Here is a 12,944-nt window from a genome sequence, read left to right as displayed (position 1 = left end):
CTCATTAGCACGGCGGCACATTCACGGCGTAGCGCATTTCGTTAGATGATTTTGCGCGAGTTAATCTGGTTAATCAGCTGGTCAACATCGCCTAGAAGCTGCTCGGCCTTGCTTTTCGCGTCTTGAATTACGCGTTGGCCTTCGCTCTTCGCGGAACTAGGGCCTTGGTCGGCCCGGCTTGTCACGAGGTTTTCAGTGAGGTCGGCTAGCGTCTCGCGGTACTTCTCGAGTTTATAGCTGAGCCAGCTGCGCGTTTCGCGGCCCTTTTCGGGTGCATAGAGAAGCCCGACAACGGCGCCGGTAAGGGCGCCGCCGGCGAAGCACAGAATGCCGGTGGTGGTTTTGCTACCCATTTTCTTTGGAAGTGAGTACAGTGGGTGAGGTATGAGAAAGGAAGTACGGGTAAATACGTAGAAATAGGCCGCAGGATATATTCTAAGGAGAACAGCCCGGCTTACCCTTCTAGTAGGTTGCTACCAACCTGGTGTTACTGGTTGTCTAGCAGGCCCCGGCCCGACTTGCGGATGGCGCCGCTAGCCGTCAGGTCCTGCGCCAATTTATCCAGAATCCCGTTCACAAACTGCTTGCTCTTGGGCGTGCTATAAATTTTGCTGATTTCGATGTATTCGTTGATGGTCACTTTCACCGGAATAGCCCGGAACAAGTGCATCTCACACAGCGCCATCTTCAGCAGAATTTTGTCGGTGAGAGCAACGCGCTCTACATCCCAGTTTTGCACCGATTCGGCAATGAGCTTTTCATATTTCTCATCGTCCTGCAAGGTTTGCTGGTAAAGGCTTTCGGCAAACTCCCGGTCCTCCTTCCAGTTGGCCGATAACGACATAAGCTCCAGGTTTTCATCGGCTGCTTCGTCTAGCATTTTGATAGTTTTCACTACCAGGTTCTTCACGATTGACCGATTCTCTTCCCAGTTCAGGTCGTCTTCTTCAATGTAAGCCGGCAAGCTCTCCCCTTTAAACACGTAGGTTTTGAAGAGGTGCTTCAGGATTTCCTGGTCCTCGGTATAGTTGCCGGCGGGGGCTGCCAAGTAGCTCAGTAGTTCAGGGTCCTGCTTCATTTCCTGGCGCCAAGCGTTGCGCAAGGCTGTCGTCTCGTCCTCACCACTCCACTGCATGCGGCGGCGAATGGTAAGGTCTTGCAGCTGCACATTGCTGATCAGCTTCTGAATCACCTGGTTCTCGCTAAGGCGCGTTGCATCCAACAGGGGCTCTTTAGAAGCAGTATAGCGGCGGGCTTCACGCTCTTTTTCCTCGTCAATCACATCCAGCAAAGCCTGCGGAATATTGAGCAAGTGAATGTACTGATCGTGAATGCTCTCGGCAGCCTGTACCATCTGCCCTGCGTAGAACGTACCATCCTTGGCTACGGCCTTCTGGTAGAACTTGATGGCATCCTGCACAGCGTCGTTCACGTCGGCATCTTCGGTTTTCTCCGGGTCCTCACCAGTTTTGTGCCACTCCTTAAACACAACCTCAGCCAGCTTCCGCTGCCCTTGTAGGTGCTTGCGGTCCTGAGGCTCAGGAGAATTTAGGTCGGGCGCAAAGGCGTCCGCAATCCGGTCAGTAGCCAGTAAATAATCGGAGCCTACCGCCTGATGATAGGCGTAGAGGGCCTGCATGACCTTAATGCGAAGCGTGCGACGGTTGAGCATTCTTGGGGGTGATGAAGCAATGAAGTGAGCAGGTGATAAGGTAAATCAGGGGCAAAGAATTCCGTTTTGCCCTGTCCTTACTCACCCCATCACCAAAATATTAAAACGTTGACTTAACCTTACCGATGGCAGCAATGCGCTCCTCGGCTTGGCGAATGGCTGCGGCCTGCGGATGCGAGCCTTCCTGCTCGGCACGAGCCAGCACTTGGGTAGTGAAATCGTAAATACGCTCGGTTTGGGTCATCACCGACTGGCGGTTGCCACCGTGTACTTCCGAAGCTACGTTGATGAGACCACCCGCATTAATCAGGAAGTCGGGGGCGTAAATGATGCCACGTTCTACCAAAGCCGGACCGTGAATGTTCTCATCGGCTAGCTGGTTGTTGGCGCAGCCAGCTACTACCTGGCACTTCAGCCGGCTCAGCGTGTTGTCGTTCAGGGTAGCTCCTAGCGCGCAGGGCGAGTAGATGTCAACCTCTTGGTCGTAGATTTCATCTAGGCCTACTGCCGTAGCACCAAAACGCGCGGCTGCTTCCAAGGCCCGGTCTTCGTAATAGTCGGTGAGTACCAATTTGGCACCTTCCTTCTGCAAATACTCCAGCAGGTAGGTACCCACGTGACCTACCCCCTGCACCGCCACGCGCTTACCCGCCAAAGAGTCGGAGCCGAATGCCTTATGCGCGGCGGCTTTCATACCCATATAAGTGCCATAGGCTGTCACCGGCGAAGGGTCGCCAGAGCCGCCCATACTCTCGGGCAGACCCGATACATGCTTGGTTTCCTGCCGAATGTATTCCATGTCCTTTGTGGTCATGTTTACATCCTCCGCCGTAATGTATTTGCCGTTGAGGTTACGCACAAAACGCCCGAATTTACGGAGTAGTGCCTCCGTCTTCATGGTTTTGGCGTCGCCGATGATAACGGCTTTGCCCCCGCCTAAGTTAAGACCCGAAATGGCCGCCTTATAGGTCATACCACGCGAGAGGCGGAGCACATCGTTCAAGGCCTCCGCATCGGAAGCATAGTGCCACATGCGCGTACCACCCAACGCGGGACCTAGTACGGTGTTATGAATGCCAATAATGGCGCGCAGACCGGTTTCGTGGTCGTGGCAAAATACTACCTGCTCGTGTTGGTGCTCGGCAATCTGACCAAAAACCGAAGTATCGGTCAGCTCTTTCGTTTCAACCATCGGAAAAAGGAAAAAGAAGGTGGGTGGGGGTGGGTTGTTGTACCTTTGTCCACCGGCTGTACGGCTGGTGGCATACGCAAATCCTTAAACGAAGTGAGCTGGCCAGATGGTCATTTTCGTTCGTTTAACGAAACGCGAAGGCCTGGCAATTGGCCACCCCTCGCAATGCGGGTGCAAAAGTAGCCGGTTTTTCCGACTTCAACCACCCCAGTGGCATCTTTTCCCGTTGCTCTTTGTCCGTTTAGAGGTTTGGGAGTTAGCAGGTTAGAATGAGTGCTAGTGCGTATGGGTATCATCCTAGCGGATAGCTCCGAAACCCTAGCTACCCCTTTAAACTTTCTAAGCTCCAACGGCCTAAACTTTTCATCTTCCCGCTGTGCGCGCCCTTTCCGCTACGAATAAATACCTTCTCCGCTACAAATGGCACTTCCTAGGTGGGGTGCTGTTCGTGGCCCTGAGCACTTTGCTGGCCATTTTCCCAGCCCAGATTGTGCGCTATGCCTTCGACCTAGTAAGTGAGGGCATTGACCTCTATCATCTTTACGCTGGTACCAGCGCGCAAAGCAGCGTGTATTCTTTGTTTGGGCGCAACGTGCTGCTCTATGGCATCATCATCGTAACAATGGCCTTGCTGCGGGGCATCTTTCTGTTTTTTATGCGGCAAACGCTTATTGTGATGAGCCGGCACATTGAAAACGACCAGAAAAACGAAATCTACCAGCATTACCAGGCACTACCACTCAGCTTTTACCGCCGCCACAGCACCGGCGACCTGATGTCGCGCATTTCTGAGGACGTGGGACGGGTGCGCATGTACTTTGGACCGGCCATCATGTACTTCCTACAGTTGGTGCTGCTGTTCGTGCTTATTGTGCCGCTTATGTTCATGGTGAATGTGAAGCTGACCATATACACGCTACTACCACTACCCATTCTGAGCATCAGCATCTTTTACATCAACAACCTGATTGAGAGAAAGTCCGACGAAATTCAACGCTCCTTGGCGAGCATGACCACATTCGTGCAAGAGGCATTTTCCGGGATTCGGGTGCTGAAATCCTTTGTTCGCGAAGAGAATTCCCACCACCAATTCGCCGTGGCTTCCGATAACTACCGGGAGAAAGCATTGAGCTTAAACTTTGTCAACTCCCTGTTTTTTCCCCTTATCCTGTTTCTGGTGGGCCTGAGTACCATCGTTACGGTCTGGATTGGTGGGCAGGAGGTAATTCGGGGCACCATCACAACGGGTAGCATTGCTGAGTTTCTCATCTACGTAAATTTGCTTACCTGGCCCGTTACGGCCCTGGGCTGGACGAGTTCCCTAGTGCAGCGGGCTGAGGCTAGCCAAGCTCGCATCAACGAGTTCATGCAACAACAAACCGACGTGGTGTCGCGCCAGAATGTGGAATTAGACATTCAGGGCGACATTGTTTTTGACCACGTTTCCTTCACCTACCCCGATACGGGCATCCAAGCTTTGCACGATGTATCGTTCCGCATCCGGCCGGGTCAAACCTTGGCGGTCATTGGCAACACGGGTTCGGGCAAGACTACCATTGCGGCTCTCCTCTCCCGCCTGTACGATGTAAGCAGTGGCACTATCAGAGTAGATGGGGTTGATGTGCGCGACTTGTCCCTTCGGGCTTTGCGAAGCCAAATTGGCTACGTGCCCCAAGACGTGTTCCTGTTTTCAGATTCCATCCGCAACAACATCAACTTTGGCCTCGACGAGCCGGATGAAGCACGTATGCTGCAAGCGGCTAAGGACGCTAATGTGTATGAGAATATTATGCGCTTCCCCGAGGGGTTCGATACGAAAGTAGGTGAGCGGGGCATTACGCTTTCAGGAGGCCAGAAACAACGAGTCAGTATTGCCCGGGCCCTAGTCAAAGAGCCCAAAATTATGATCCTAGACGATGCCCTATCGGCAGTGGATACCAACACAGAAAACGCTATCCTGAATAGCCTTCAGCGCATCATGCACAATCGAACCAGCCTGATCATCTCCCACCGGGTATCCTCCGTGAAGCTGGCCGATCTGATCCTCGTGCTAGATGACGGCACTATTGTGCAGCACGGCACACATGAAGATTTAATGCGCGAAGAAGGGGGCCTTTATCGTGCCCTTTATGAGCGTCAACTGCAAAGCGAAGACGCTGCCTAAGCCACAACACGTCAGAACAGCAGAAAGCCCGGCGGTACTGATGTACTGCGGGGCTTTCTGCTGTTCTGCCGTGTCGTGGCAAAATACTACCTGCTCGTGTTATTGACCTAGTACGATGCGCTTGAGGCCCCGTCGCTCTCCAGATGTGCAAAGCACCAGGTAGGCGCCAGGAGGTAGGCTGCTTACGTCTAGTACGGTGGCGTCAGTCCCAACCATCAGGTCGCGGGTGAGGACGGGACGCCCACCAGCATCATTTATTTCCACCCGGGTTGGGCCCGAGGCATTGGTGCGTACCGTCAGGCGCTTCGTCACGGGGTTAGTATCCAGCCGCAGCTTCAGTGCGTCCGTGTTAGGCGCTACAGGCTCCATTTTGTCCGTAACAAGACTAGGCGGTGCTGAGGCGGCGGTAGCAACGGTAGGAGCAGCTACTGGTTTGGCAGTTGAAGCCGGCTTAGTTGTAGTAGCAGTTGGCTTGGCAGTGGTACTGGGCTTTACGGCTGGTTTAGCTGCAACGGTAGCAGGCTTAATTACTGGACTAGGCTTGGTAGAAATTGGCTTGGCAGGTTTTGCTTGGGCATCAGCAAAGTGACCTGTGAAGAATGCCGCTACGAACCCCAATAGAAATGTATACGTCTTCATATGCCTTCTTAGCAGTATTCTAAGGAAGTTAAACTTCACAAAGATACAGCTTTATAAGCGCTTTAAACTGCTCATGGGCCGAGACGGTACACTCCCTACCTCAAGTGTGGGTTTGGAGAGCGTATAGCCAGCCAGAGCTACGAATTATTTAATGTTTTCTTTTTTAACGACAACGGCCACTGACTGAATAGGATAGCTAAGCCAGAGTCCTAGTAACGCTATACGGCCAGGTAAATTTTCGCATAAATACTTGCGAAGCTCCCCCTTTACGCCCTACATTTGTGCCATAATTCTCTCGGGGTGTAGCGTAGCCTGGTATCGCGCCAGCATGGGGTGCTGGAGGTCGTAGGTTCGAATCCTGCCACTCCGACCGAAGAGTTTATTGCTCGAAAAGCCTCTGGGAACCCCACCCGGAGGCTTTTTTCGACAATACCCACAAGCAATTACCTGATACGTGCTCTGGTAGTACGATTTTCGGGGTGTAGCGCAGCCCGGTAGCGCGCGTCGTTCGGGACGACGAGGCCGTAGGTTCGAATCCTGCCACCCCGACGCACTTTCATTTAAAAGCCCACTAAGCTTCAGCTAGTGGGCTTTTTGCGTTTTACTTGGCTCTATAACTGCTGAAAGAAGTTTGCTTTCTCAAAGCGCTAGGCATATTAGTATATATGATCTTTTATAAACTCTACGTTTAGGGCTCATTCGGCTGTTGCCTTCATTCATTTTATCCTTATCGAACTTTGCAGTGCAGTTCTTTTGAGCATGTCGGCGGGTGTACCTACAGCGCAGATAGCAGCCGGCACTACATTCGTTTCCGGCCTGATAAACTACTCCAAATGGACTAGAACTAACGTTACGAGGTCTTAGCTATAGCCAGTGTGCCGTTAAGGATAATGTTAGTCAATATGGTAGAAAAGTAACTACCAACGCACTCGATTTGGGAGTTGGGCTGTCGGAACTGAACATAGGAGCAGCCTTCTTTTTTGGGGCACAATTAATCAGTTGAAATAAAAAGGCCACCTGCTTGATTTCAGGTGGCCTTTTGCTTGCTGCTTAGAGTAATCGTCAGTTATTTCAATACAGCTAATACTTCTGGCTCGCCCTTTTCAGGAAAACGCTCTAAATAGATGTCTTGCAGCGTGAGTTTTTGCGCCTCGGCGTAGTCTTTAATGCCAGAGTATAGTTTCTCTGGTGCTACCATATAGCTGGCGTTGATGCGGGCATGTAGTACCCGCTGGCCCGCCGCAAACGCGCGGTAGCGGTACCCGGCCGGCAGCTGCTGGGAAGTGGTATCTGCTACCACAATACCGACAAACACCTTAGCCGCTTCGTTCGTCGTTTCGGGGCTGTTGTAGAAGATATTGCCGAAGTCGCCACGCAGCTTGCCACTGTGGCGGTATTCGTATGCTTTCCGGGTTAGTTCGCCAAACCCTTCATCGTTGGCAGGACCTTCATAATAACTACCTGCTACGAAGTACGGCTGGCTGGTAGTTTCGGCCGTGACGGTAGCAGTTTTAAAGCCGCCCATTTTCCAGTACGCAAAACTAAACCCGATGCCCAGGATGAGAGCCAGCGTCAGAAGAATTCGATTCATGCAGGAGGGATGAGAAGTGAACTAGCAAAAGTAGTGCATCGCCACTACCCTTCTAGTACACCTTTGTACTGCATTTGGTAGAGGTTGGCGTAGAAGCCCTGCTGCCGGAGCAACTCCTCGTGAGTACCCGATTCTTTGATTTCGCCCTTATCGAGCACAATAATGCGGTCAGCTTTTTGAATTGTGCTGAGCCGGTGTGCAATAACCAATGAGGTACGCCCTTGCATTAACTTTTCAATAGCTTCCTGAATCAATTCCTCCGTCTCAGAGTCTACCGACGAGGTTGCTTCGTCCAGAATGATAATGCGAGGCTGATACACCATAGCCCGCACGAAACTAATCAGCTGGCGCTGTCCCACTGACAAGGTTGCTCCTCGTTCCATAACCTGGTAGTGGAGTCCGTCTGGCAACCGCTCGATAAAGCGCCGCGCCCCTACTAGCTCGGCCGCTTCCCAGATTTGCTCGTCGGTGATGTCCTGCTTACCGAGGGTGATATTATCGCGGATGGAGCCGGCGAACAGGAAGACGTCTTGCAGTACAACCCCAATATGACGGCGCAAATCCTTTAGGTCGTACTCGCGCAAGTCGTGGCCATCCACCCGGATAGTGCCGCGGTTGATTTCGTAGAATCGGCTGAGCAAGTTAATTATACTCGTCTTGCCGGCACCGGTTGCTCCTACAAACGCTACGGTTTGACCCGCCTTTACGCTGAAATCCACGTCGCGCAATACCCACTCTTCTTCGTTGTAGGCAAACCACACATGGTCGAAGTCTACGTCGCCGCGCAACGTGGCAGGGGTGTAGGTTCCATTGTCAGCAATCAGCTCTTTACTGTCTAGCAACTTAAGCAAGCGTTCCGTGCTTACTAGTCCTAGTTGCAGAGTGTTAAACCGGTCCGCAATCTGGCGAATGGGGCGGAAAAACAGGGCGTTGTACATAATAAATGCAATCAGGGCGCCTTTTGAAATGGTGCCTTCAATCTGACCTTGAGCTGCATACCACACTAGCAACCCTACCCCCACTGCCGCCAGAACCTCGGCCACGGGAAAGTAGATGCTATAGTAGAGCACAGAGCGAATATTAGCGCGGGTATGTTCCTGGTTGATGGCTTTGAACTTGCGGAACTCCCGCTCCTCGTTGTTGAAGATCTGCACGACGTTCATGCCCGTCAGGTGCTCTTGCACGAAGGAATTTAGGTTAGCTACCGCAGTACGCACCTCCTGAAATGATTTCTTAACCTTCTCCTTAAATACATACGTGCTAAACAGCAAGGGAGGAATGACAGCCAAGCTCACCAACGTCAGGCGCCAGTCGATGTAGAACATGAAGCCCATGATGAACACAAGCTGTAGGATATCACCGATCATGGCCGCTAATCCTTCGCTGAATACATCCGAGAGGGTTTCAACATCGGAAATATTGCGCGTCACCAAGACTCCGATGGGCGTGCGGTCGAAAAACTTTAGGCGCAAATCAAGAATGTGCCGGTACAGATCTACCCGAATGTCGCGCACAATATATTGCCCCAGCCAGCCCCCAAAATAGGTCTGCAAATAGCTGACAATGGCATGCGCAACCAGCAGCACGAGTAACAGCCCAAACATGCGGTTCAGGCCCGACCAGTCGTTTTGCTCAATGGTAACGTCTACCATGCGCTGAATCAGGAAGGGCCGCAACGTGCCGAGCACCGCGGTGGCTACCGTCAGAAAAATCAGGAAGTAAAAGATGCGCTGGTACGGGCGCACGTATGTCATCAACCGCCGTAGTACCTGCCAGTCGAAAATATTGCCGCTCTTGGCGGTAGAAGTTTGCTCCATTCGGATGCGAGAACTAGGGAAGAAAATCAGCTACGAGGGTAACAGGCGAAGCGGCAAAAAGTGCCGAGTCACGCGGAAGTATCCCTATATCTTATCTTCGTACCCGTGACGTTATTTGCTGGAAAAATACGGCAAGCCCGTAGGAAGGCTTAGGTTCTGCAGTAGCTCCGGCGGATATTCTACGCGGCATAGAAACAGTCCGTTGGCTAGGGCAGCTCCACTAGCATGTACACGGTTGAGAGAGCGAAATATTTCACCAAACTCTTGCGGCGTCATTTTGCCCCTACCTACCGTCAGTAGGGTACCTACCACCAGTCGGACCATGCCACGCACAAAGCGGTTGGCCCGAATGCGAAAGAGCAGCCCACCCGGCACTACATGCCAGCCAGCCTCAAAACAAGTACAGACGTAGTGCTTTTCGCTGCCCTTTACTTTCGAGAAACTAGTAAAATCATGGGTACCCAATAGCATACTTGCTGCTTCGTTCATGGCAGCCACGTCAGGGGCACGATCGAGGTACAGCGAGAAATTGGGACTGAAGGGGTCTGGTACTAGTCGTACATGGTACTCATACGTGCGCGCTTTGGCATCAAATCGGGCATGAGCAGTACCTGGCACCGGATGCAGGGCCTGGGCCCGTATATCACGCGGCAAAGCGCGGTTGATGCGGTAGAGCAAGGTTAGTAGGTCAAGCCCTTCGGGAACCTGAGCGTCGAAGTGAGCTACCTGATGGCTGGCATGTACACCAGAATCAGTGCGCCCACTCCCCAACGAGTATACAGGCTGACGTAACACCTGCGTGAGACAACGATCTAGCTCCTGCTGCACCGTCAGTACCCCCGGCTGTATTTGCCAGCCGTGATACGGAGTGCCGTTGTAAGCCAGATGAAGAAAATACCGCATTACGTAAAAAACAAGGAAAGAGCAATGTTACGACACCCTTCTAGGCGCTGGGCAAGTACAGTATAAGTGTCTTACCAGGGTATCAGGCTAGATTTAAACCACTAAAGCGTACAACAGTGCATCGAGAGTACACCCATCCTTCGTGATACTGCGCCGAAGCAGCGCCTCTTGCTCGTAGCCCGCCTTTTCTAGTACTCGGGCAGAGGCCACATTGGTCGCAAATACAATTGCGTAGAGGCGGCAGATATCGAAGTTAGCCAGCACGTAAGCTGATACGGTTCGTACGGCCGCTGTTGCCAGACCTTGGCCCCAATGTTCACGGGCTAGCCAATAGCCAATTTCGGCAGAGCGCCGTCGTACATCCGTTTTGAAGTGCACGCCGATGCTGCCCGTAGCTACGCCCTGTACGTCGAATGTCAGATGCAAGTCGTGCTGGTTGTCACTGACTGCGGCCAAGAAGTACTCGGCATCCTCTAGGGTGTAGGGATGAGGAAAAGTATCACGCAGGTTCTGCCAAATATTTCGGTCGTTAGCACACCGGACCAAGTCGGCAGCATCTGTTAGATGCCAAGGCCGCAATCGAGCATCCGTATGCGGCAGATCTAGGATGGGCTGCAACAACCGACTATTCATAGCACTGTGGTTGAGGTAGTGTATAACAGAAAGGATGAACCAGTAGTAGGTCCATCCTTTCTGTTATACTGTGCTACTAAATCTTCTCATATATGACGGCGGCCCCTTGGCCTACCCCAACACACATGGTGACTAAACCATAACGTACGTTTTCTCGGCGCTGCATTTCGTGCAGTAGCGTTGCAGTGATACGCGAGCCACTAGTTCCTAACGGGTGCCCAATGGCAATCGAACCGCCATTTACGTTTACTTTGGCCGGATCGAGGTCCAAATCACGCATGCATGCAATACTCTGAGCAGCGAAGGCCTCATTTAACTCTATCAGGTCAATATCCTGCAAAGTGAGACCGGCCCGTTGCAATACCTTCTGCGTTGCTGGTACTGGTCCTAGACCCATATAGGCCGGGTCTACGCCCGCTACAGCCGAAGCAACAACCCGTGCCATTGGTTTCAGGTTGTAAAGCTTTAACGCTTCCTCACTAACCACAATTACTGCCGCGGCCCCATCATTGATGCCAGCAGAGTTGCCCGCTGTAACGGTACCATCTACCTGAAATGCCGGACGAATAGCTCCTAGCTTCTCTAGGCTCGATAAGCGAGGTGGTTCATCTTGGTCAAACAATGCCGTATCGCCCTTGGGTTGTGGCACAAACACGGGCACTATCTCACGACGGAACCGGCCCTTCTCGAAAGCACGCTGGTATTTGTGCTGTGAGTTGAAAGCAAACTGGTCTTGCTCCTGGCGTGTGATGCTATACTTACGCGCTACATTTTCGGCAGTCTCCCCCATGGCATAGGGATGATGCATCTTAGTGAGTTTGGGATTCACGAAGCGCCAACCCAAAGTGGTGTCGTGAGCAGTAAAGTCCCGAGCAAAAGCAGTAGTAGACTTCGCCATCACGAAAGGGGCACGGGTCATGCTCTCTGCACCTCCAGCCAGGTAGATTTCTCCTTCACCAGCCTTAATAGCCCGCGAAGCATCCATAATGCTTTGCAGACCTGAGGCACACAACCGATTCACCGTTATCCCTGGTATGGTCACGGGTAAGCCAGCTAGCAAGGCTGCCATGCGTGCCACATTGCGGTTGTCTTCTCCGGCTTGGTTAGCTGCCCCAATAATAACATCTTCAATAGCCGTTTTATCCAAGGTAGGATTACGGCGTAGTAACTCGCGCAGTACGTGTGCGGCGAGGTCGTCGGGACGTACGCTGCTGAGTGCACCACCAAATTTGGCAATGGGAGTGCGGACAGCGTCCACGATATAAGCAGTAGGCATTGGCGTGTATTGCGGTTATTCCGGTCGTTGTTGGCTACTTTTGCCGGCCCGGAAATTCCGAGCAGTAGTAGTTTTCAATCGTCAAAACACAAAGATGATACAAAGAATCCAAAGCGTGTTCCTCCTTTTATTGGCCTTGGCTATGTTGAGTGTTTTGTTCCTGCCTATCTGGAGCAAAACAGACCCTGCTAGTGGCCAGTTGTTAGTAATGGACGCGTACCATATCAATTATCAAAAGGCTGATCCTGGTATGTCTGCACCTATTAGCACGTGGCCTGTTGCAGCATTCGCCGCAGCCTCTGCTTTGGTAGCAATAGTTGAGATTTTTCAGTACCGCAACCGCTTCACTCAGCTCAAACTGGGTATGGTTAATTTCCTTCTTATTGTCGGCACACTTGGCTCCGGGTTTTATTACTCTGGGCAGGCCGAGCAAATGTTGAACATAAAGATGCCTGGCACCTTTCAGGCAGGATATTATCTACCTACGCTGGCACTGCTCCTAAATGTGCTGGCCAACCGTTTTATTCGTCGTGATGAACAGCTGGTACGCAGTATGGATCGGTTACGATAAAACTATAACCGAGTAAATAAAAAAGGCTTCCAAATACTGGAAGCCTTTTTTATTTACTCTCAACCAGGTGAAATCCTTGATTATCCTTAGCCCTAAGAAAACGCTGAAGCAAATAACAACCAAGCCTCTACAATAGACTATAAGCTAAGTTTATTGGGTACTCTATTATGAGCCCAAAGGTGCGCTTTAAAACAGTCTATGCGCTATTAGTCCTTGTCCTATAACAGCATTATTATTAAGCATGGAGAAGAACGCATATTCCTGCAACTATAATGTTAACGCTAGATAGGCTTGTTAAGCAAAATAGATAAAAGAGCCTCCCGGCTGGGAAGGCCCTAAACGGGACGAGCCCCCGGCGCATCCCCCTCCTCCCCCTACGGGGAGACTGGGTGACGCAGCCGGGGGCTCGTCCGCAAAAACAGTAAGGTTGGCGGCGACCTACTCTCCCGCCGGTGAAGGCAGTACCATGGGCGCTCCGGGGCTTAA

General features: G+C 52.0%; 11 protein-coding genes and 2 tRNA genes. 4 read left to right on the top strand and 9 right to left on the bottom strand.

Annotation, left to right across the window (positions count from 1 at the left end; all coding sequences use genetic code 11):
- Nucleotides 1–41 precede the first annotated feature (41 nt).
- The 3 genes from CHB83_RS14735 to CHB83_RS14725 form a co-directional block, all read right to left on the bottom strand.
- The gene (locus CHB83_RS14735) at nt 42–353 is read right to left on the bottom strand and encodes a YtxH domain-containing protein (RefSeq protein ID WP_045687012.1); all 312 of its coding nucleotides are present in this window, start codon (nt 351–353) and stop codon (nt 42–44) included.
- Between the two features lie 134 nt (nt 354–487).
- Nucleotides 488–1,672: a transcription antitermination factor NusB gene (gene nusB, locus CHB83_RS14730; protein WP_045687011.1), complete on the bottom strand. Its 1,185-nt coding sequence runs from the start codon at nt 1,670–1,672 to the stop codon at nt 488–490.
- Between the two features lie 100 nt (nt 1,673–1,772).
- On the bottom strand, nt 1,773–2,864 hold the full coding sequence (locus tag CHB83_RS14725) for a Glu/Leu/Phe/Val dehydrogenase dimerization domain-containing protein (RefSeq protein WP_089333180.1): 1,092 nt from the start codon (nt 2,862–2,864) through the stop codon (nt 1,773–1,775).
- 376 nt (nt 2,865–3,240) lie between these two features.
- Here CHB83_RS14725 and CHB83_RS14720 point away from each other — a divergent pair, with 376 nt between their 5' ends.
- Nucleotides 3,241–5,028 carry an ABC transporter ATP-binding protein gene (locus CHB83_RS14720; protein ID WP_089333179.1) on the top strand — a complete coding sequence of 596 codons (1,788 nt, stop codon included), beginning with the start codon at nt 3,241–3,243 and terminating at the stop codon, nt 5,026–5,028.
- Nucleotides 5,029–5,127: 99 nt separating this feature from the next.
- Here the strand turns inward: CHB83_RS14720 and CHB83_RS14715 are convergent, their stop codons facing one another.
- A complete protein-coding gene (locus CHB83_RS14715; RefSeq protein WP_089333178.1) occupies nt 5,128–5,667 on the bottom strand; it encodes a T9SS type A sorting domain-containing protein in 540 nt (179 codons plus the stop codon).
- A gap of 296 nt (nt 5,668–5,963) precedes the next feature.
- Here CHB83_RS14715 and CHB83_RS14710 point away from each other — a divergent pair.
- Nucleotides 5,964–6,037: transfer RNA gene (locus CHB83_RS14710), tRNA-Pro, on the top strand.
- A gap of 105 nt (nt 6,038–6,142) precedes the next feature.
- A tRNA-Pro gene (locus CHB83_RS14705) sits at nt 6,143–6,216 on the top strand.
- Nucleotides 6,217–6,733: 517 nt separating this feature from the next.
- Here the strand turns inward: CHB83_RS14705 and CHB83_RS14700 are convergent.
- The 5 genes from CHB83_RS14700 to CHB83_RS14680 form a co-directional block, all read right to left on the bottom strand.
- Entirely contained in the window at nt 6,734–7,258 is a 525-nt protein-coding gene (locus tag CHB83_RS14700; protein WP_045688757.1) for a hypothetical protein, read from the bottom strand.
- Between the two features lie 44 nt (nt 7,259–7,302).
- Nucleotides 7,303–9,075 (bottom strand): ABC transporter ATP-binding protein, encoded by a 1,773-nt coding sequence (locus CHB83_RS14695; RefSeq protein WP_089333177.1) that lies wholly within the window; start codon nt 9,073–9,075, stop codon nt 7,303–7,305.
- A gap of 111 nt (nt 9,076–9,186) precedes the next feature.
- Nucleotides 9,187–9,978, bottom strand: coding sequence for a tRNA pseudouridine(38-40) synthase TruA (gene truA / locus CHB83_RS14690; RefSeq protein WP_089333176.1), 792 nt, complete (start codon nt 9,976–9,978; stop codon nt 9,187–9,189).
- A 93-nt stretch (nt 9,979–10,071) separates the two neighbouring features.
- Nucleotides 10,072–10,611, bottom strand: a complete 540-nt coding sequence (locus CHB83_RS14685; protein WP_089333175.1) for a GNAT family N-acetyltransferase — start codon at nt 10,609–10,611, stop codon at nt 10,072–10,074.
- Between the two features lie 76 nt (nt 10,612–10,687).
- Nucleotides 10,688–11,887, bottom strand: coding sequence for a thiolase family protein (locus CHB83_RS14680; protein WP_089333174.1), 1,200 nt, complete (start codon nt 11,885–11,887; stop codon nt 10,688–10,690).
- Nucleotides 11,888–11,981: 94 nt separating this feature from the next.
- Between CHB83_RS14680 and CHB83_RS14675 the strand changes: the two genes are divergently transcribed.
- A complete protein-coding gene (locus tag CHB83_RS14675; RefSeq protein WP_089333173.1) occupies nt 11,982–12,458 on the top strand; it encodes a DUF4293 domain-containing protein in 477 nt (158 codons plus the stop codon).
- The last annotated feature ends 486 nt before the right edge of the window (nt 12,459–12,944 follow it).

Source organism: Hymenobacter mucosus, from assembly GCF_900188255.1.
In the GTDB taxonomy this organism is placed as follows: Bacteria; Bacteroidota; Bacteroidia; order Cytophagales; family Hymenobacteraceae; genus Hymenobacter; species Hymenobacter mucosus.
This window is presented reverse-complemented; position numbering and strand designations above follow the sequence as displayed.